The organism is Shewanella morhuae, assembly GCF_003028295.1.
Taxonomy (GTDB): domain Bacteria; phylum Pseudomonadota; class Gammaproteobacteria; order Enterobacterales; family Shewanellaceae; genus Shewanella; species Shewanella morhuae.
The window spans coordinates 301,286-320,031 of record NZ_PYSG01000003.1 but is presented as its reverse complement, the minus strand read 5'-3'; the positions used below and the strand labels follow the sequence as shown (position 1 = coordinate 320,031).

Below are 18,746 nucleotides of genomic sequence, written 5' to 3'. Positions count from 1 at the left end.
CCAAGCTCTACAGAATTAATACTTCCAGAAACTCGGGTGAAATAATACCGCTACGGTCAATATCTCTAAGCGTCCGAGTAACATGCCGAGAGCCAATGCCCATTTAGCCACATCGGGTAGCGTCGAAAAGTTACCCGCAGGGCCGATAATAGGGCCTAAACCTGGGCCTACGTTTGTAACCGCGGTGATTGCACCGGTAAAGCTCGTCATCGGGTCGAGTCCCGTTAATACTAAAATCACTGATAAGCCCACGATAACCATCATAAATAACAGCACAAAAGTGATCAGTGAACGCACAATATCTTCACTGATGATGCGGTTATTGTAGCGTTCTCTAAAAATACCATTCGGATGACACTGTTGTTTTAATTGCTCGCGCATAATAGCGCCAGCAATTTGAAAACGGAAAATTTTTATCCCGCCAGAGGTAGAGCCTGAGCAGCTGCCGACAAACATTAAAAATAGAAAAGCAATGTTTGCAAAGGCGCCCCAAGCACCGTAATCCGTTAAGCCATAACCTGTGGTGGTCACCACTGAAACCACGTTAAAGCTGGATAAACGCAATGCATCAAGTAATGCGATATCGCGGGTTTGCCATAGCCAAAATCCAATAGAGCAAGACACTATGGTCAGAAAAAACAGAAAGCCCTTAACCTGAGCATCGTTCCAAATCCGCACATCTCTTTGCTGTATGCTGTGTACAAACATCAGTAACGGCAGGCCACCCGCAGCCATAAACACCACACCGACCCAATGAGCAGAGTTTGAAAATGCCGCCATTGAGTTATCAGAGGTTGAGTAACCGCCAGTCGATAGGGTAGTCATAGCATGGTTAACGGCTTGAAACCAAGTCATGCCCGCAAGATGATAGGCTACGCAACAGATACTGGTAAGGGTGATATACACAAGAAATAGATACTTAGCCATACTCTGAGTACGAGGAACCGCTTTATCGCTCCAATCGGAGGATTCTGTTCTAAATAGCCTCATTCCGCCGACGTTTAAAAAAGGCAGAATGGCTACCGCCATCACAATAAAGCCGATACCGCCCAACCACTGTAATAAAGAGCGCCAAATCAGGATACTGTGATCCATGGTATCTAAACCCGATAGGACGGTAGAGCCGGTGGTCGTGATACCTGACATGGTTTCAAAGAAAGCATCCGTGTAACCAATGCCGTGGTAAAGGGTAAAGGGCATGGCAGCAAATAAACTGACGATTAACCACGTTAAGCTGGTCAATAAGAACATATCGCGAATATTAAGATTGATGGTTTTACTCTGCCCATTATGCAAACACAGGCTGGCACTAATGCCAGTTAATAAAGCAGATAGCATGAAAGAGCCCACGGTTTCTTCGCCATTGAATATAGCAAGAAGTAGTGGAATTAACATGAAGGCTGTCAGCATCGACAAAAACAGCCCTAAAATAAACAATAGCGGTCTAAAGTTCAGCATGGATAGGGCTTAGAGGTTTAAAAGAAAAAAGCACTGGGTTGGAAAAGTTTCTCGACTTCGCCAACAAATTTTTTATTCACTAAAAACAAAATGACGTGATCGCCTTGTTCTATCACTGTTTTATCGTGGCCCATCAGTACTTCGTCATTACGGACAAGGGCGCCAATTGTAGTACCTGGTGGTAATTTCACATCACCAATGGCTTTACCAACCACTTTTGACGTACTTGAATCACCGTGGGCAATGGCCTCAATCGCTTCTGCCGCGCCGCGGCGTAACGAATAAACGTTACAAATATCACCCTGACGAATATGGGTTAATAGGGCTGAAATCGTCGCTTGTTGTGGTGAAATTGCGATATCAATATTCGCTTCTTGCACGATATCAACATAGGCTTCGCGCTGGATCAATACCATGACTTTTTTTGCGCCCATGCGTTTGGCTAATAAAGCCGACATGATATTGGCTTCATCATCATTGGTAACGGCAATGAATACGTCGGTTTGGTCTATGTGTTCTTCAAGCAGTAATTCTTGATCTGATGCGTCACCGCAAAATACGGTGGTATTTTCGAGTTGTTCCGATAAGGCTTCTGCCCGCTCATATTTATGCTCAATCAACTTGACTGAGTGAGTACGTTCAAGGCGTTTGGCTAAGCCTAATCCTATGTTACCGCCGCCAGCGATCATAATATTGCGGTAGGTGCTATCGAGTTTTTGCATTTCGCTCATGACTGCGCGAATGTGACGACTATCAGCAACGAAGAAGACTTCGTCATCGGCCTCGATAATCGTGGTGCCGCGGGGCATAATTGCTCGACCTTGGCGAAAAATTGCCGCGACCCGGGTATCAATATTTGGCATATGTTCGCGAAGTGCCGCTAAAGCATTACCCACCAGCGGGCCACCATAATAGGCACGAACAGCCACTAAACTTAGGCGACCCTCGGCAAATTCGAGCACTTGCAATGCGCCAGGATACTCAACAAGACGTTGAATGTAAGCAGTCACTAACTGTTCAGGGGCGATTAACTCATCGATCACAAAACCACCGCGGGGACGACCATCGCTATTTTTCGTTTCACTGTCGATAAACAGTTTATCGCGCATTGCCAAATAAGGTTCTGAACGAATTCGGGCAATTTTAGTGGGGGTACCAAAAAGGGTGTAAGCAATCTGGCAGGCGGCCATGTTGCATTCATCACTGTTAGTGACGGCGATTAGCATGTCGGCATCTTCCGCGCCCGCTTCTCTGAGTACATCAGGGTTAGCTGCGTGGCCTGTTACAACGCGAAGGTCGTATTTATCTTGCAGGGCGCGTAATCTGGATTTGTCATTATCGACTATGGTGATGTCATTGTTTTCACCTACCAAATTTTCTGCCAAGGTTCCCCCGACTTGACCTGCGCCTAATATGATAATTTTCATGGCCTTGCTTACTTCCTAATCGGTCGCTTTTAATAAACGGGCATAATAAAACCCATCCATATTGTCTTGTCCTGGCGTGATTTGCCAACCTATATCTTGTGGCGAATTTTGCTGGGGTAATGTATCTAGCTTAGCATCTGCCGTTCTTTCTAAAAACGCACTAATCTGGTCGCGATTTTCCTGCGGTAAAATCGAGCAAGTGGCATACAGCAGCGTACCGCCCGGTTTTAGCCATTTCCAGCAATGATCGAGAATTTGCTGTTGTAGCCCTGCGAGCTCTTCAATGTCATGGTTTTTACGTAACCACTTGATATCGGGATGACGGCGAATCACTCCTGTGGCAGAGCAAGGCGCGTCCAGTAAGATACGATCAAATTGTTCACCTTGCCACCATGAGTCAATATTGGCCGCATCACCATGTATAAGCTCAGCTTTTAATGATAGGCGGTCAAGGTTCTGTTGCACGCGCTCGAGGCGTTTGGCATCAAAGTCGACGGCGACGAGTTTGATACTCGGCTCAAGCTCGAGTAGATGACAGCTTTTTCCACCGGGCGCTGCGCAGGCATCAAGTATTAGCTCATTAGCTTGTGGGGCAAGCAGTGTCGCCGCCCATTGCGCTGCGCCATCTTGTACTGATGCCGCACCGTCATGGAAGCGTGGCAGGGTGGCGACATCCTTGGGATGGGCCAAGAGAATGGCATCGGCGCTAGTGCCTTCGCTCGCTTCAATATCAAGTTCGGCTAAGGCGGCGAGGTATTCGGTACGGCTCTGGGATAAGCGATTATTACGCAGCCACATAGGTGGGCGCTCATGACTCTGTTGGATAATTTCTTGCCACTGCTCGGGATAAGCTTCTTTTAAGCGCTTAATCAACCAAGCGGGTGTGTTGTAACTTAACGTATCAGACTCTGTGCTTAGTGGCGAAAGCTGACGCTGAATGTTGCGTAGGACACCGTTTACAACCTTAACCATGCCTTCAAATTTTAATTGGCGACAGGCCTCGGCAGTTTCTGAAATTGCGGCATGGCTTGGAATGCGAGTGAAGTAAAGCTGATAACACCCAATGATCAACAGCTGGTGGATAATCCTTTGTTTACCTTTGAGGGGTTTCTCAAGGCATTCGCTGATGCGTTTTTCTATTTGTGGCAGAGTGCGCATCACGCCGTAGCAAAGCTCAGCGAGTAAGGCTTTATCTTTGCCGCTGGCAAGATGCTTTTGTTGATCGGGCAGTGCCACTGACAGTGACACACCTTTTTCTAATACTTCGAAGATGGCTTTAGCTGCCAGCGCGCGCAAGTTCATGGCTATTGTGCCTCGCTTGCGAGGCGAGTATTTGGGCTAAACCATTCACCTCGAGCATTGAGAATATCAGCAACACTGAGCGGTTTTTTCCCCGGTAGCTGCATGCTTAGCAGGGTTAGCACGCCATCGGCAGTGGCGATGTCGATGCCTTTCTTGCTGGCGCTGATAATCGTACCCGGAGCGGCTGTGCTGGTGGTTTCGCTAACTTGAGTTTGCCACACCTTAATGGTATTGCCTTGGTGCTCAAAGTAACTCACTGGCCAAGGATTAAAGGCTCGGACCTCTTGCCAAAGTTGTTTGGCAGATTTATTCCAGTCGAGCCTGGCTTCTTCTTTGCTGAGTTTTTCAGCGTAGTTGGCTAAGGCTTCATCTTGTTTTTCGGCGGTTAAGGTACCGTTAGCTAAGCCTTCGAGGGCTTGCAATAGGGCAACAGGGCCTTGTTCCGCCAGTTTTTCGTAAAGACTGGCTGAAGTGTCGCTATCTTCAATTGGTAGATAGGTTTTAAGCAGCATGTCTCCCGTGTCTAAGCCGACATCCATTTGCATGACAGTCACACCCGTTTCAGTGTCGCCCGCCCACAGTGCGCGCTGAATAGGCGCTGCACCGCGCCAGCGTGGCAAAATAGAACCGTGAACATTAATACAGCCTAAACGTGGTGTATCTAGTACGACTTTTGGCAGAATTAGACCGTAAGCAACCACTACCATAATATCGGCATTAAGCTCGGCAAGCTGTTGTTGTGCTGGCTCTTTACGTAATGAACCGGGTTGATAAACAGGGATATTATTGGCTATGGCCAGTTCTTTTACTGGACTTGCGGTTAGCTTCTTGCCGCGACCTGCAGGTCTATCGGGCTGGGTATAAACGCCAATCACATTATGGTGTGAGTCCAACAGTGCTTGTAAGTGGCGAGCTGCAAAATCTGGTGTTCCGGCAAAGATGATGTTGAGTGGTTTCAAATCTAATCCTATGCTTCTTTGGCGTCCAATCGGGCCGCTTTTTCAAGTTTCTGTTTGATCCGCTGACGTTTTAGCGGTGATAGATAATCAACAAACAATTTACCTTTGAGGTGATCCATTTCGTGTTGAATACAGATAGCGAAGAGCTCATCAGCCTCAATAATAAATTCATTACCGTGCCTGTCTAAGGCTTTTACTGTAACAAATTCAGCGCGATCAACTTTGGCATAAATACCAGGAACCGATAGGCAGCCTTCTTCGTTGCAGAAGTCACCACTACTGGCGATAATCTCAGGGTTGATAAACACCTTTGGCCGCTCGACTTCATCTTGTAAGTCCATAACAATAAGCTGTTTATGGTAATCCACTTGAGTTGCAGCTAATCCAATTCCTTTTTCTTGGTACATGGTTTCGAACATATCATCGATTTGAGTCTGCAATTCAGCATTAAACTCAGTGATAGGTGTGGCTTGTGTCCGTAATCTTTCATCGGGAAATTGTAAAACTTTTAATAGTGTCATACATAAACTCTTAACAAGTCTGTCAAATACCTATCAGTTAGTTATACTCACTGATGCTAATGGGTTAATTTTAATCTTTAGTTCCTATCAATAATAGTAAAAGCTCAAACTAAGAGCCAAACAACATGGAAATGCCCATGAAACGGTTAATTTTAATCGCGTTAATGACTTTAAATTGTACGTTTGTTACCGCCGATACTCTCACGCTAAAAGCGGGATATCCTGAGTCATATGTAGTGAAAAAGGGCGACACTCTTTGGGATATTTCCACTGTGTTTCTAAATGATCCCTGGAAATGGCCACGCTTGTGGGATGTTAACCCACAGATAGCTAATCCCCATCTCATCTACCCTGGCGATCAGCTCACTCTGGTATTTGTCGATGGTCAACCTCGATTAGTACGTAATGGTGCCTCTAGTGATAGTGCTAAGCCGCATATAAAGAAGAGTCCAGAGGGGCGGGTTATTGCTAAAAGCAATGCAATACCAGCTGTTGATCTCACTTTGATAGAGCAATATCTAGTTCAAAATCGAGTGGTTGATAATAACTGGCTTGCTGAACAACCTATGGTGCTATCAGGTGAAAGCCCATCACGTCATCACATTGTTGGTGATGTAATTTATATCGATGGCGTTCTACCGCTGGGGCAAAAATACGGTGCTTATGAACGCGGCCGCGAGTTTTTGAATAAAGAATCGGGTGACGTGTTAGGTCAAGAAGCCATTTTAGCTTCGACTGGACAGGTGATTGAGTCCGGCAAGGTTTCAAAGATCAAGTTATTAAGCAGTTTTCGCGAAACCAAAGCTGGCTTTAGAGTGCTACCGATGGGAAGTGATTCTTTAATGTCTGCTTACTTCACGCCAAAATCTGCAGAGTTAAAGGCTCCGGCCTTAGTCTTGGCTACAGAGTCGAATTTACGTGAAGCGGGCAAGCTGAATGTCGTTTATCTTGATAAGGGGACTGAAGATGGTATTGAGCCTGGAGTGGTGTTTTCAATTTTCCGTGATGGTGAGGTGATTGTCATCGACCAAAATGGTATGCCGGTGCCTGTTATCGAACGTACTGCTTACGAAAACTTAATTGCTTCAACGTCTACTGATCGTGCCATTCAAATGCCGGATATCTATCATGGTAAATTGTTAGTATTTAAGGTGTTCGATAAAGTGAGTTTAGGATTAATCGTCACGACTGAGCGCCCTGTCCGTGTTGGCGATAAATTAGTCGCACCAGAGTCTTTAGCCTTCAGGGGGCAATAATTTCTGAATACTTGGTCGATTGGTTAATTGTTGGCGCTGTATCTGGGCTGGGACCCGCTAAGATCCAACAATTATTAACGCACATGGAAGTGGACGATCTTAGGCAAAGGTTAGAGCACGAGAAAGAAGCGCTACCTTTATCTAAGCATCTGCTCCAGAGCCTTGCTATTGATTATCAAAAAGTAGATATCGCCCTTGAATGGCAACAGCAATCAGCTGACCATCATTTACTTTGTTTCTCCGATCCGCTCTATCCGCCACTCTTAAAGCAGCTTACTGATCCGCCTACGGTCTTGTTTTTGAAAGGGTGTATAGAAGCTCTCGCATTGCCTTCGCTTGCTATTGTTGGCAGTCGTAATGCATCGCCGGGAGGTTTACAGATTGCTTATCAACTTGCTGCAGAGATGTCATCGATGGGATTTAGTATCTGTAGCGGCATGGCGATGGGGATTGATGGCGCGGCTCATAAAGCCTGTGTTGATTATCACGGACGGACAATTGCCGTGCTGGGTACTGGCATAGAGACGATTTATCCACGTAAACATCGGCAGCTTTATCATGATATTCAGCAGCAAGGCTGTATACTTAGCGAGTTTTGGCCAGATGTTGGGCCGTTTGCGGGTAATTTTCCGAAACGAAACCGCATTATTAGCGGTCTTTCTCTTGGCACTCTCGTGGTTGAGGCTTGCCGTAAAAGTGGCTCTTTAATCACTGCGAGGCTAGCAATGGAGCAAGGGCGTGAGGTGTTTGCCGTTCCTGGCTCAATTCTCGGTGGTTACCATCAGGGTTGTCATGATTTATTACGTGATGGCGCAAAACTTGTAGAGACCGCGGCCGATATAGTGGAAGAATTAGCAAGTTTAACCGCTTTTCACCTTGAAGAATTGAGGCTGCAGCACCATATACAGCAGGATGATGTTTGTGATTTGCCATTTTCGTCGCTGTTAGCTAGTGTAGGTTATGAAACTACAACCCTTGATGCTGTAGTTGAACATAGTGGGAAAACGATAGATCTGGTGTTAGAACAAATGCTTGAACTAGAATTACAAGGTTGGGTTATCGCAATACCCGGTGGTTACGTCAGAGTAAAGAGGAGCTAGCCATGTTTGATATCCTCATGTATCTATTTGAAAACTATGTTCACAGTGAAGTTGAATTACTCGTTGATGAAGACGAGTTAACCAAAGAACTCACTCGCGCTGGATTTCATAAGTCCGAGATTTTAAAAGCGTTAACTTGGTTAGAGCGCTTAGCTGAATTACAAGAAGGCGATCAGCCTTATCTTTGTAATCATGATCAGCATTCGTTTCGTATTTATACAAAAGACGAAATGGAAAAACTGGATGTTGAGTGCCGCGGTTTCTTACTGTTTTTAGAGCAAGTGACAGTGCTAAATGTTGAAACCCGTGAAATGGTGATCGATAGAGTCATGGAGTTGGATGAACCAACACTGATTTTAGAAGATTTGAAGTGGGTTATCTTGATGGTGTTATTCAATGCACCCGGTCATGAATCCGCTTACGAGCAAATGGAAGATTTAATCTTCGAGCAACCGGAAGGCAGGCTACATTCTTAATCGTTGCAAGAGATGCATTATGAGAGAAGGGAGGCTAAGACCTCCTTTTTTGATGCCATTAATTTCTTGATGGCACAGCGCTTGATATCCTAATGCGCTACGACAGGTGGTGAATGATTATGTCTAAGATCGATGAACAATTATTTAGTGCCCACGAACACGCACTGGAAAAAGAATACGAGCTTTGTCCTGAATGTGGCAGTGAGTTATCGGTGAAGCACAGTAAGCATGGTGGTTTTCTCGGTTGTAATAACTATCCCAGCTGTAATTATGTGCGCCCTTTAGTACAACATGAATCGATTGAAACGCAAGTGATAGAAGGCTCTGTGTGTCCCGCATGCGGGCATGAACTGGCCGTAAAGTCTGGTCGATTTGGTATTTTTATCGGTTGTACACAATATCCTAGCTGCACGCATATTGAAAAACAGGATCAAACGCGCGATCAGCCTGACATTCCTTGCCCTGAGTGCAAACTGGGTAAACTTGAGCATAGAACCAGCCGTTTTGGAAAGAGTTTTTATGCCTGTAGCGCTTATCCTAAGTGCAAGTTTATTGTGAATTATCCACCCGTGGCTGAAAATTGTCCGAGTTGTGGTTTTGGGATTTTAGTTGAGCGTAAAGGGGCGGCAGGTATGCGCGTAGAATGTCCGCAAAAAAGCTGTAAATACAAAAGACCACTGTAGTTTATTGTGTGATCTGCATCTTATTATTTGGCCGATGAAACTGGCTTGCGTATAATCTTCGGCTGACCGTTGATGGGCTGGTCAGTATTCGAATTTATCCAAGAACTTGATTGTAGAAATCGACAATACTCAAAAGGTGATCCTAAGATGTTGCAGCTACACCCATCCGATATAAAAGACATTATTCTTCAAGGTGGCGTTATCGCTTATCCAACCGAGGCGGTTTATGGCCTAGGTTGCGACCCTGATAACGACACTGCTATTCAAAAGTTATTGGCGGTAAAACAGCGCCCATGGCAAAAAGGACTGATCTTAGTCGCCAGTGATTTTCAGCAGCTGTTAGCCTATGTTGATGAAGCGCAATTAACGGCTGAGCAGCTCGAATTTGCATTTTCTAAGTGGCCAGGTCCTTTTACCTTTGTGATGCCAATCAAGGCGCATGTTTCAAAATACCTCTGTGGTGAATTTGACTCTATTGCAGTGCGGGTGTCAGCTCACGCGGAGGTACAAGCCCTATGCCGCGCGCTTAATAAACCTTTAGTTTCGACCAGTGCTAATCTTGCCGGTGAAGAACCTGCATTAGCTGCCGAAGAAATCCTCATCAATTTTGAAGGTAAAATTGATGCACTGGTATTAGGCGAATTAGGCGTACAACGTCAGCCATCGACCATTATTGATGCGCGTAGCGGAAAAATTTTACGAAATGGACAATGATCCAATACAAGTAAGGATAATAAGATGAGCGTGCCAGATGTTGCAGTAGTTAAAGCTTTTTTACTCGATCTTCAAAATCGAATTTGTACTGGGCTACAGGCTCTGGATGGCCAAGCAAGCTTTGCTGCCGATTCATGGACCCGCGCTGAAGGCGGTGGCGGCACCAGCAGAGTATTAACTCAAGGCGCTGTGTTCGAACAAGCTGGAGTTAACTTTTCCCATGTGACAGGCGCAGCTATGCCGGCATCTGCTACAGCTCATCGCCCTGAATTAGCCGGTCGTAGCTTTGAAGCTATGGGGGTTTCTTTAGTGATCCATCCTAATAACCCTTATATCCCAACAACTCACGCTAATGTGCGTTTCTTCATCGCCCAAAAAGACGGCGCTGATCCCGTGTGGTGGTTTGGTGGTGGTTTTGACTTAACACCTTATTATCCATTTGAGGAAGATGTGCGCGAGTGGCATCAAACATCTAAGGACATTTGCGCGCCCTTCGGCGATGAGGTTTATCCCAAGTATAAAAAGTGGTGTGACGAGTATTTCTTCCTACCGCATCGTAATGAAACCCGTGGCGTGGGTGGATTGTTTTTTGATGACTTGAATCAAGAAGGATTTGATAAGAGCTTTAGCTTTATGCAAGCGGTAGGTAATGGCTTTTTAACGGCCTATGCGCCGATTGTTGAGCGTCGTAAAGATATTGACTTTGGTGAGCGTGAGCGTCAGTTCCAATTGTATCGCCGTGGTCGCTATGTTGAGTTCAATTTAGTGTACGATCGAGGTACCTTGTTTGGGTTGCAGACGGGTGGCCGTACTGAGTCAATTTTAATGTCATTACCACCATTAGTGCGTTGGCAATATGCTTACACCCCAGAGGCTGGCAGCCCAGAGGCTGACTTGTATGATAACTATCTCAAGCCTCGCGACTGGGTTTAGTCGTTAATCTTAAAAAGTGGACGCCACATCCACATTATTATTAATTACGCATATGATCAGCCAGAGTTGAAATCGCCTCATAAATGGCGGCTCGATGTTCTGGCTTTTTAATGTTCTCTTCAATCGCAAACTTCATACACAACAACCATTGGTCACGCATCGCCTCATCAACGGCGAAATGCATGTGTCGTGCTCGCAATGCTGGATGGCCATGTTTTTGCTGATAGAGTTGCGGCCCGCCAAGCCATCCACTTAAAAATTCAAACAGCTTTTGTTCTGATTCCGCAATTGGCGCTCTATGAATAGCAAACAAGGTTGTTGTTTCTTCCGAACTTGCCATCTTCTGATAAAAGCATTGAGCAATAGCACGGAGTACCTTTTCGCCACCAATTAAGTCATAGGCATTAGATTGATTCGGATCGCGATCATCCTCTGTTGGAGTTTGAGTGTGTTTACTAAAAATTTTCTTAAGCCAGTTCATTGGTATAGTCGTTCACTGAATAGAGTGCATTGAGCCGATGGCGCATTATAGCGTGAAACATAGTGTGAAATTCAGTTGAGCATAATTCGGCTTGCGTGGACCTAAAAGCGCGGTAGACTGCAAAGCCATCAAACTGAAAGTTTAATATCGCTATGACAGACAGATACGCAGTGTTCGGCAACCCTATTCGCCACAGTAAATCACCGTTCATCCATGGTCAGTTTGCTGCGTTCACCCAAGAGTCATTGGCTTACGAAGCCATTCTTGCACCAATTGATAGTTTTGAAGCCTCGTTGACTACGTTTTTCAACGCGGGTGGCAAAGGTGCCAATGTGACGGTGCCTTTTAAGGAACAAGCTTTTGCACTGTGTGACAGTATCAGTCCAGAGGCCAAACTCGCCGGCGCGGTGAATGCCTTAACTTTATTGCCTGATGGCACTATTCGCGGTGATAACACCGATGGCTTAGGGCTGGTGGCCGATCTCATCGCGAACTTAGGCAGTTTGCACGATAAAAAAGTATTACTTATCGGTGCAGGCGGCGCCGCACGCGGTTGCATTCTGCCGCTATTAAATGCAGGTATTGCACAGCTTACCATCAGCAATCGCACTCACAGTAAGGCACAAGGTTTAGTTGATATTTTTATCGCGGTTAATGATGGCGCCTACGCGAGTAAAGTCAGCGTGATTCAAATGAGTGAGCTTACAGGTGAGTTCGATATCATCATTAATTCTACTTCGGCTAGCCTTGCCGGTGAATTACCTTCCGTACCTGCGCGCATCATCACTACGCAAACCGTTTGCTATGACATGATGTATGGCGCCTCAATGACCGCTTTTAACCAATGGGCATTATCTCAAGGTGCCGCGAAAGTTATTGATGGACTGGGTATGTTAGTGGGGCAAGCGGCTAAGAGCTTTACCCTATGGCGAGGTGTTGAACCCGACACTCAAGTGGTATTGAGTCTTTTGAGGGATAAACTAATGGCTGAGCCTAAGTTGGAAGCATGAATCAAAGTATTCTTTTCCCCGATTTACAGTACTGGGACGATGCCCAAGGGCAAATCTGTTTTATAGCGCAATCGCAAGGAATGAATATCAAATGTTATATCAGTTCAAATAAGCTAGCCGAGCTGAATGATTTTTCTGAGCAGCCAAGTTCTGAAGCTGCGGCTATGTTGGCATTGTTTGATGCGGTAAGATTTGATGCTGAGGAAATAGCAGAAGATTTAATTGCAGCCGAAGACTTCGATGAGTTTGGTGCCGTTCATTTAGGCTAACTGCAATGAAAAGAGATTTAAGGCAGCTGATAGCAAAAGGCGGCAGAAACTAATCAGTCTTTACCGCCTTTCTGACTATCTATAGTGACTAGCTTTTTTGTAGTTCAAGCATGTACTCATTTTTCAATCTGACATAGTTATCAGCAGACTCTGGTAAAAAGGCAATTTCGGCCGCCGTTAATGGGCGTGATTGCTTCGCCGGGCTTCCTACATATAAGTAGCCACTCTCCAATACTTTACCCGGTGGGACTAATGAGCCCGCACCTAAAATCACATCATCTTCTAAAATTGCACCGTCAAGAATAATTGCACCCATACCTACTAATACACGGTTACCGATTTTACAGCCATGAAGCATAGCCTTGTGACCAATTGTCACATCATCACCAATGATCAGTGGATGACCATCGGGACGAGAAGCGGACTTTCGAGTTACGTGCAATAGGCTGCCATCTTGTACATTTGAGCGTTTACCAATTCGAATATGGTTCACATCACCACGTGCCGCCACCATAGGCCAGATACTGGCATCCGTATCTAAAGCAATATCACCAACAAGCACTGAAGCTTCATCTACATATACGTTATTGCCTAATTGAGGATAAGTGCCTTGATAAGTTCTGAGTGGTTCTGACATAGAAAAGTCCCTAATTGAGTGGTTTTTTCTATTATAAAGGTTAAAAACTAGCTGGTCAGGTCAAATATTCCGCTAACAGCGAGAAAATGACAATGATCTCAAAAATAGGGGTTGCGCACTTTCTCAATCTCCCTATAATGCGCATCCACTGACACGGCAGACAGCGTTAAGCCGCCTGATGTGACAGTTCATCGATAAGTTTACTGATTGATGAGTGTTGAGAAAGTTTGTAAAAACTCCTTGACGCACAATGGGAAATGCGTAGAATACGCAGCCCTAGCCACTTGGAAGCATTTGATGCTCAGTGTGGTACTCAGATTCTCTGATGAGATTGAGTTGCTCTTTAACAATATAAAACAAGAAATCTGTGTGGACACTCACAGGTGTTGAGTTAATCGAAACTGCTTAGCCTTCGGGTTGGCAGTCAAAAATTTAAATCAATGTAACAATGAGTGTTCATAGCAATATGTACAGTTTGTTTCTGCTTCCTTTATAAGGATGTGGAGACAAAAAAATCAGAATTCATTGAGCCGCTGATTGGCTTCTTATTTATAAGAGGTTGAGAAGCAAAAAACTTTAATTGAAGAGTTTGATCATGGCTCAGATTGAACGCTGGCGGCAGGCCTAACACATGCAAGTCGAGCGGCAGCGCAAGGGAGTTTACTTCTGAGGCGGCGAGCGGCGGACGGGTGAGTAATACCTAGGGATCTGCCCAGTCGAGGGGGATAACAGTTGGAAACGACTGCTAATACCGCATACGCCCTACGGGGGAAAGAAGGGGACCTTCGGGCCTTTCGCGATTGGATGAACCTAGGTGGGATTAGCTAGTTGGTGAGGTAATGGCTCACCAAGGCGACGATCCCTAGCTGTTCTGAGAGGATGATCAGCCACACTGGGACTGAGACACGGCCCAGACTCCTACGGGAGGCAGCAGTGGGGAATATTGGACAATGGGGGCAACCCTGATCCAGCCATGCCGCGTGTGTGAAGAAGGCCTTCGGGTTGTAAAGCACTTTCAGTAGGGAGGAAAGGTAGCGTGTTAATAGCCCGTTACTGTGACGTTACCTACAGAAGAAGGACCGGCTAACTCCGTGCCAGCAGCCGCGGTAATACGGAGGGTCCGAGCGTTAATCGGAATTACTGGGCGTAAAGCGTGCGCAGGCGGTTTGTTAAGCAAGATGTGAAAGCCCCGGGCTCAACCTGGGAATTGCATTTTGAACTGGCGAACTAGAGTCTTGTAGAGGGGGGTAGAATTCCAGGTGTAGCGGTGAAATGCGTAGAGATCTGGAGGAATACCGGTGGCGAAGGCGGCCCCCTGGACAAAGACTGACGCTCAGGCACGAAAGCGTGGGGAGCAAACAGGATTAGATACCCTGGTAGTCCACGCCGTAAACGATGTCTACTCGGAGTTTGGTGTCTTGAACACTGGGCTCTCAAGCTAACGCATTAAGTAGACCGCCTGGGGAGTACGGCCGCAAGGTTAAAACTCAAATGAATTGACGGGGGCCCGCACAAGCGGTGGAGCATGTGGTTTAATTCGATGCAACGCGAAGAACCTTACCTACTCTTGACATCCACAGAAGAGACCAGAGATGGACTTGTGCCTTCGGGAACTGTGAGACAGGTGCTGCATGGCTGTCGTCAGCTCGTGTTGTGAAATGTTGGGTTAAGTCCCGCAACGAGCGCAACCCCTATCCTTATTTGCCAGCACGTAATGGTGGGAACTCTAGGGAGACTGCCGGTGATAAACCGGAGGAAGGTGGGGACGACGTCAAGTCATCATGGCCCTTACGAGTAGGGCTACACACGTGCTACAATGGCGAGTACAGAGGGTTGCAAAGCCGCGAGGTGGAGCTAATCTCACAAAGCTCGTCGTAGTCCGGATTGGAGTCTGCAACTCGACTCCATGAAGTCGGAATCGCTAGTAATCGTGAATCAGAATGTCACGGTGAATACGTTCCCGGGCCTTGTACACACCGCCCGTCACACCATGGGAGTGGGCTGCAAAAGAAGTGGGTAGCTTAACCTTCGGGGGGGCGCTCACCACTTTGTGGTTCATGACTGGGGTGAAGTCGTAACAAGGTAGCCCTAGGGGAACCTGGGGCTGGATCACCTCCTTACCTATACGACTAACTTAATGTTTGTTGAGTGTTCACACAGATTGCTTGTTTAACTTCTCTTAGGAGAAGCAGAGCGAAACATCCCTCTTGCAGGTAGATGTTGTTCTTTAACAATTTGGAAAGCTGATAGTGATTAACATGATGATGTCTGTCGTTATGTTAATTACAAACCGATGTAAGTGTGGAAACACTTGCATCATGAGTTCTCAAACACTTTATTAAGTGTCTTGAATATTCAAAGTGAAGTATTTTGCTGTGGTGGCAGAGTATTTCACGTCTAAGGCGCGTCCACTTCCTGGTCGGGAGTGAGACAAGTAAAACCAAGCTGGTCGCAATGCGGCGCAGATGAGTGAAACTCATTTGGGTTGTATGGTTAAGCGACTAAGCGTATACGGTGGATGCCTTGGCAGTCAGAGGCGATGAAGGACGTAGTAACTTGCGAAAAGCGTTGGCGAGCTAGTAACAAGCATTTGAGCTAACGATGTCCGAATGGGGGAACCCAGCAGCATAAGCTGTTATCTGCACATGAATACATAGTGTGTAGAGGCGAACGAGGGGAACTGAAACATCTAAGTACCCTTAGGAAAAGAAATCAACCGAGATTCCCCTAGTAGCGGCGAGCGAACGGGGATTAGCCCTTAAGTCTATGGGGTGTTAGTGGAATGAGTTGGAAAGCTCAGCGGCACAGGGTGATAGCCCCGTACATGAAAACTAACCATAGATGAAAACGAGTAAGGCGGGACACGTGACATCCTGTTTGAATATGGGGGGACCATCCTCCAAGGCTAAATACTCCTGACTGACCGATAGTGAACCAGTACCGTGAGGGAAAGGCGAAAAGAACCCCTGTGAGGGGAGTGAAATAGAACCTGAAACCGTATACGTACAAGCAGTGGGAGCGGTTCTTGAGACCGTGACTGCGTACCTTTTGTATAATGGGTCAGCGACTTACATTTTGTAGCGAGGTTAAGCGAATAGCGGAGCCGTAGGGAAACCGAGTGTTAACTGCGCGTTTAGTTGCAAGGTGTAGACCCGAAACCGAGTGATCTAGCCATGGGCAGGTTGAAGGTTGAGTAACATCAACTGGAGGACCGAACCGACTAATGTTGAAAAATTAGCGGATGACTTGTGGCTGGGGGTGAAAGGCCAATCAAACTCGGAGATATCTGGTTCTCCTCGAAAGCTATTTAGGTAGCGCCTCGAGCGAATACCACTGGGGGTAGAGCACTGTTAAGGCTAGGGGGTCATCCCGACTTACCAACCCTTTGCAAACTCCGAATACCAGTGAGTACTACTCGGGAGACAGACGGCGGGTGCTAACGTCCGTCGTCAAAAGGGAAACAACCCAGACCGTCAGCTAAGGTCCCAAAGTACTAGCTAAGTGGGAAACGATGTGGGAAGGCTTAGACAGCTAGGATGTTGGCTTAGAAGCAGCCATCATTTAAAGAAAGCGTAATAGCTCACTAGTCGAGTCGGCCTGCGCGGAAGATGTAACGGGGCTAAGCTAGTCACCGAAGCTACGGGTGCGGTCCATTAGGACTGCGCGGTAGAGGAGCGTTCTGTAAGCCGTTGAAGGTGAAGGGGTAACCCACGCTGGAGGTATCAGAAGTGCGAATGCTGACATGAGTAACGATAAAGGGGGTGAAAAACCCCCTCGCCGGAAGACCAAGGGTTCCTGTCCAACGTTAATCGGGGCAGGGTGAGTCGACCCCTAAGGTGAGGCCGAAAGGCGTAATCGATGGGAAACAGATTAATATTTCTGTACTTCCGCTAACTGCGATGGAGAGACGGAGAAGGCTAGGCTAGCGCGGCGTTGGTAGTCCGCGTTTAAGGTGGTAGGTTGATTTCTTAGGCAAATCCGGGAAATCGCACTTTAGTGTGCAGACTGAGAGCTGATGACGAGGTCCTAAGGGACTGAAGTAGTTGATGCCATGCTTCCAGGAAAATCTTCTAAGCTTCAGGTTAGTGGGAATCGTACCCCAAACCGACACAGGTGGTCGGGTAGAGAATACCAAGGCGCTTGAGAGAACTCGGCTGAAGGAACTAGGCAAAATGGTACCGTAACTTCGGGAGAAGGTACGCTCCTGTTGGTGATGAGACTTGCTCTCTAAGCTGACGGGAGTCGCAGATACCAGGTGGCTGCAACTGTTTATCAAAAACACAGCACTGTGCAAACTCGCAAGAGGAAGTATACGGTGTGACGCCTGCCCGGTGCCGGAAGGTTAATTGATTGGGTTATCGCAAGAGAAGCTCATGATCGAAGCCCCGGTAAACGGCGGCCGTAACTATAACGGTCCTAAGGTAGCGAAATTCCTTGTCGGGTAAGTTCCGACCTGCACGAATGGCGTAATGATGGCCACGCTGTCTCCAGCCGAGACTCAGTGAAGTTGAAATTGCGGTGAAGATGCCGTATACCCGCGGCTAGACGGAAAGACCCCGTGAACCTTTACTATAGCTTGGCACTGAACATTGAACCTACATGTGTAGGATAGGTGGGAGACTATGAAGTTGTGACGCTAGTCATGATGGAGTCGTCCTTGAAATACCACCCTTGTAGTTTTGATGTTCTAACCGCGGCCCCTTATCGGGGTTCGGGACAGTGCCTGGTGGGTAGTTTGACTGGGGCGGTCTCCTCCCAAAGAGTAACGGAGGAGCACGAAGGTTGGCTAAGTACGGTCGGACATCGTACGGTTAGTGCAATGGCATAAGCCAGCTTAACTGCGAGACATACACGTCGAGCAGGTACGAAAGTAGGTCATAGTGATCCGGTGGTTCTGAATGGAAAGGCCATCGCTCAACGGATAAAAGGTACTCCGGGGATAACAGGCTGATACCGCCCAAGAGTTCATATCGACGGCGGTGTTTGGCACCTCGATGTCGGCTCATCACATCCTGGGGCTGAAGTCGGTCCCAAGGGTATGGCTGTTCGCCATTTAAAGTGGTACGCGAGCTGGGTTCAGAACGTCGTGAGACAGTTCGGTCCCTATCTGCCGTGGGCGTTGGATGATTGAAGGGAGCTGCTCCTAGTACGAGAGGACCGGAGTGGACGAACCGCTGGTGTTCGGGTTGTCATGCCAATGGCATTGCCCGGTAGCTACGTTCGGAATCGATAACCGCTGAAAGCATCTAAGCGGGAAGCGAGCCCTGAGATGAGTCATCCCTAGGAATTTAATTCCTCTAAAGAGCCGTTCGAGACTAGGACGTTGATAGGCATGGTGTGTAAGCGTTGTGAGGCGTTGAGCTAACATGTACTAATGACTCGAGAGGCTTAACCATACAACCCAGATGGGTTTTATATGGCCTTAGACGAATAGTGACACTTAATAAAGTGGTCATAAAATGCTCCTGCATTTATGACATAAGTACATCCTTGTACTTGTCGAACTCAAGCAAGAAATCA

The 18,746-nt window shown here is 46.8% G+C and carries 15 protein-coding genes and 2 rRNA genes; 10 read left to right on the top strand and 7 right to left on the bottom strand.

Features of this window, described 5'->3' with window-relative positions; translation table 11 throughout:
- Nucleotides 1-15: 15 nt before the first annotated feature.
- Genes C9I43_RS16070 through def form a run of 5 tightly spaced genes read right to left on the bottom strand, consistent with a single transcriptional unit; the run spans nucleotide 16 to nucleotide 5,667 of the window.
- The gene (locus C9I43_RS16070; RefSeq protein WP_076501724.1) at nucleotides 16-1,458 is read right to left on the bottom strand and encodes a TrkH family potassium uptake protein; all 1,443 of its coding nucleotides are present in this window, start codon (nucleotides 1,456-1,458) and stop codon (nucleotides 16-18) included.
- Between the two features lie 17 nt (nucleotides 1,459-1,475).
- Nucleotides 1,476-2,885, bottom strand: coding sequence for a Trk system potassium transporter TrkA (gene trkA / locus C9I43_RS16065; protein ID WP_076501726.1), 1,410 nt, complete (start codon nucleotides 2,883-2,885; stop codon nucleotides 1,476-1,478).
- A 15-nt stretch (nucleotides 2,886-2,900) separates the two neighbouring features.
- A complete protein-coding gene (rsmB, locus tag C9I43_RS16060; protein WP_076501729.1) occupies nucleotides 2,901-4,187 on the bottom strand; it encodes a 16S rRNA (cytosine(967)-C(5))-methyltransferase RsmB in 1,287 nt (428 codons plus the stop codon).
- 2 nt (nucleotides 4,188-4,189) lie between these two features.
- Nucleotides 4,190-5,146 carry a methionyl-tRNA formyltransferase gene (fmt, locus tag C9I43_RS16055; protein WP_107884480.1) on the bottom strand — a complete coding sequence of 319 codons (957 nt, stop codon included), beginning with the start codon at nucleotides 5,144-5,146 and terminating at the stop codon, nucleotides 4,190-4,192.
- 8 nt (nucleotides 5,147-5,154) lie between these two features.
- A complete protein-coding gene (gene def, locus C9I43_RS16050) occupies nucleotides 5,155-5,667 on the bottom strand; it encodes a peptide deformylase (protein ID WP_076501735.1) in 513 nt (170 codons plus the stop codon).
- A gap of 125 nt (nucleotides 5,668-5,792) precedes the next feature.
- Here def and C9I43_RS16045 point away from each other — a divergent pair, with 125 nt between their 5' ends.
- The 6 genes from C9I43_RS16045 (at nucleotide 5,793) to hemF (ending at nucleotide 10,829) form a co-directional block, all read left to right on the top strand.
- On the top strand, nucleotides 5,793-6,923 hold the full coding sequence (locus C9I43_RS16045) for a LysM peptidoglycan-binding domain-containing protein (protein ID WP_107884478.1): 1,131 nt from the start codon (nucleotides 5,793-5,795) through the stop codon (nucleotides 6,921-6,923).
- Nucleotides 6,924-6,934: 11 nt separating this feature from the next.
- Nucleotides 6,935-8,023 carry a DNA-processing protein DprA gene (dprA, locus tag C9I43_RS16040; RefSeq protein ID WP_107884476.1) on the top strand — a complete coding sequence of 363 codons (1,089 nt, stop codon included), beginning with the start codon at nucleotides 6,935-6,937 and terminating at the stop codon, nucleotides 8,021-8,023.
- A gap of 2 nt (nucleotides 8,024-8,025) precedes the next feature.
- Nucleotides 8,026-8,499 (top strand): DUF494 family protein, encoded by a 474-nt coding sequence (locus C9I43_RS16035; RefSeq protein ID WP_076501740.1) that lies wholly within the window; start codon nucleotides 8,026-8,028, stop codon nucleotides 8,497-8,499.
- 119 nt (nucleotides 8,500-8,618) lie between these two features.
- Nucleotides 8,619-9,182, top strand: coding sequence for a DNA topoisomerase family protein (locus tag C9I43_RS16030; protein ID WP_107885181.1), 564 nt, complete (start codon nucleotides 8,619-8,621; stop codon nucleotides 9,180-9,182).
- Between the two features lie 147 nt (nucleotides 9,183-9,329).
- Nucleotides 9,330-9,896: an L-threonylcarbamoyladenylate synthase type 1 TsaC gene (tsaC, locus tag C9I43_RS16025; protein ID WP_107884475.1), complete on the top strand. Its 567-nt coding sequence runs from the start codon at nucleotides 9,330-9,332 to the stop codon at nucleotides 9,894-9,896.
- Nucleotides 9,897-9,920: 24 nt separating this feature from the next.
- Nucleotides 9,921-10,829, top strand: coding sequence for an oxygen-dependent coproporphyrinogen oxidase (gene hemF / locus C9I43_RS16020; RefSeq protein ID WP_107884473.1), 909 nt, complete (start codon nucleotides 9,921-9,923; stop codon nucleotides 10,827-10,829).
- A gap of 40 nt (nucleotides 10,830-10,869) precedes the next feature.
- Here hemF and C9I43_RS16015 read toward each other — a convergent pair whose 3' ends face one another.
- On the bottom strand, nucleotides 10,870-11,310 hold the full coding sequence (locus tag C9I43_RS16015; RefSeq protein WP_107884471.1) for a group II truncated hemoglobin: 441 nt from the start codon (nucleotides 11,308-11,310) through the stop codon (nucleotides 10,870-10,872).
- 152 nt (nucleotides 11,311-11,462) lie between these two features.
- Here C9I43_RS16015 and aroE point away from each other — a divergent pair, with 152 nt between their 5' ends.
- Nucleotides 11,463-12,320: a shikimate dehydrogenase gene (aroE, locus tag C9I43_RS16010; RefSeq protein ID WP_107884470.1), complete on the top strand. Its 858-nt coding sequence runs from the start codon at nucleotides 11,463-11,465 to the stop codon at nucleotides 12,318-12,320.
- Nucleotides 12,317-12,589 carry a DUF1488 family protein gene (locus C9I43_RS16005; RefSeq protein ID WP_076501752.1) on the top strand — a complete coding sequence of 91 codons (273 nt, stop codon included), beginning with the start codon at nucleotides 12,317-12,319 and terminating at the stop codon, nucleotides 12,587-12,589. Before aroE ends, C9I43_RS16005 begins: the two co-directional genes overlap by 4 nt.
- An 88-nt stretch (nucleotides 12,590-12,677) precedes the next feature.
- Here C9I43_RS16005 and C9I43_RS16000 read toward each other — a convergent pair whose 3' ends face one another.
- On the bottom strand, nucleotides 12,678-13,226 hold the full coding sequence (locus C9I43_RS16000) for a gamma carbonic anhydrase family protein (RefSeq protein WP_076501755.1): 549 nt from the start codon (nucleotides 13,224-13,226) through the stop codon (nucleotides 12,678-12,680).
- Between the two features lie 577 nt (nucleotides 13,227-13,803).
- Between C9I43_RS16000 and C9I43_RS15995 the strand changes: the two genes are divergently transcribed.
- Nucleotides 13,804-15,346 (top strand): 16S ribosomal RNA (locus C9I43_RS15995).
- 371 nt (nucleotides 15,347-15,717) lie between these two features.
- Nucleotides 15,718-18,622, top strand: a 23S ribosomal RNA gene (locus C9I43_RS15990).
- Together the 16S and 23S rRNA genes form the textbook arrangement of a ribosomal RNA operon.
- The last annotated feature ends 124 nt before the right edge of the window (nucleotides 18,623-18,746 follow it).

What these genes read in the sequence shown, in the direction of transcription:
- def (WP_076501735.1), bottom strand. Translation starts at nt 5,667, where the DNA reads ATGACACTATTAAAAGTTTTACAATTTCCCGATGAAAGATTACGGACA.
- rsmB (WP_076501729.1), bottom strand. Translation starts at nt 4,187, where the DNA reads ATGAACTTGCGCGCGCTGGCAGCTAAAGCCATCTTCGAAGTATTAGAA.
- C9I43_RS16070 (WP_076501724.1), bottom strand. Translation starts at nt 1,458, where the DNA reads ATGCTGAACTTTAGACCGCTATTGTTTATTTTAGGGCTGTTTTTGTCG.
- C9I43_RS16000 (WP_076501755.1), bottom strand. Translation starts at nt 13,226, where the DNA reads ATGTCAGAACCACTCAGAACTTATCAAGGCACTTATCCTCAATTAGGC.
- C9I43_RS16005 (WP_076501752.1), top strand. Translation starts at nt 12,317, where the DNA reads ATGAATCAAAGTATTCTTTTCCCCGATTTACAGTACTGGGACGATGCC.
- C9I43_RS16015 (WP_107884471.1), bottom strand. Translation starts at nt 11,310, where the DNA reads ATGAACTGGCTTAAGAAAATTTTTAGTAAACACACTCAAACTCCAACA.
- tsaC (WP_107884475.1), top strand. Translation starts at nt 9,330, where the DNA reads ATGTTGCAGCTACACCCATCCGATATAAAAGACATTATTCTTCAAGGT.
- C9I43_RS16030 (WP_107885181.1), top strand. Translation starts at nt 8,619, where the DNA reads ATGTCTAAGATCGATGAACAATTATTTAGTGCCCACGAACACGCACTG.
- hemF (WP_107884473.1), top strand. Translation starts at nt 9,921, where the DNA reads ATGAGCGTGCCAGATGTTGCAGTAGTTAAAGCTTTTTTACTCGATCTT.
- C9I43_RS16035 (WP_076501740.1), top strand. Translation starts at nt 8,026, where the DNA reads ATGTTTGATATCCTCATGTATCTATTTGAAAACTATGTTCACAGTGAA.
- aroE (WP_107884470.1), top strand. Translation starts at nt 11,463, where the DNA reads ATGACAGACAGATACGCAGTGTTCGGCAACCCTATTCGCCACAGTAAA.
- trkA (WP_076501726.1), bottom strand. Translation starts at nt 2,885, where the DNA reads ATGAAAATTATCATATTAGGCGCAGGTCAAGTCGGGGGAACCTTGGCA.
- C9I43_RS16045 (WP_107884478.1), top strand. Translation starts at nt 5,793, where the DNA reads ATGGAAATGCCCATGAAACGGTTAATTTTAATCGCGTTAATGACTTTA.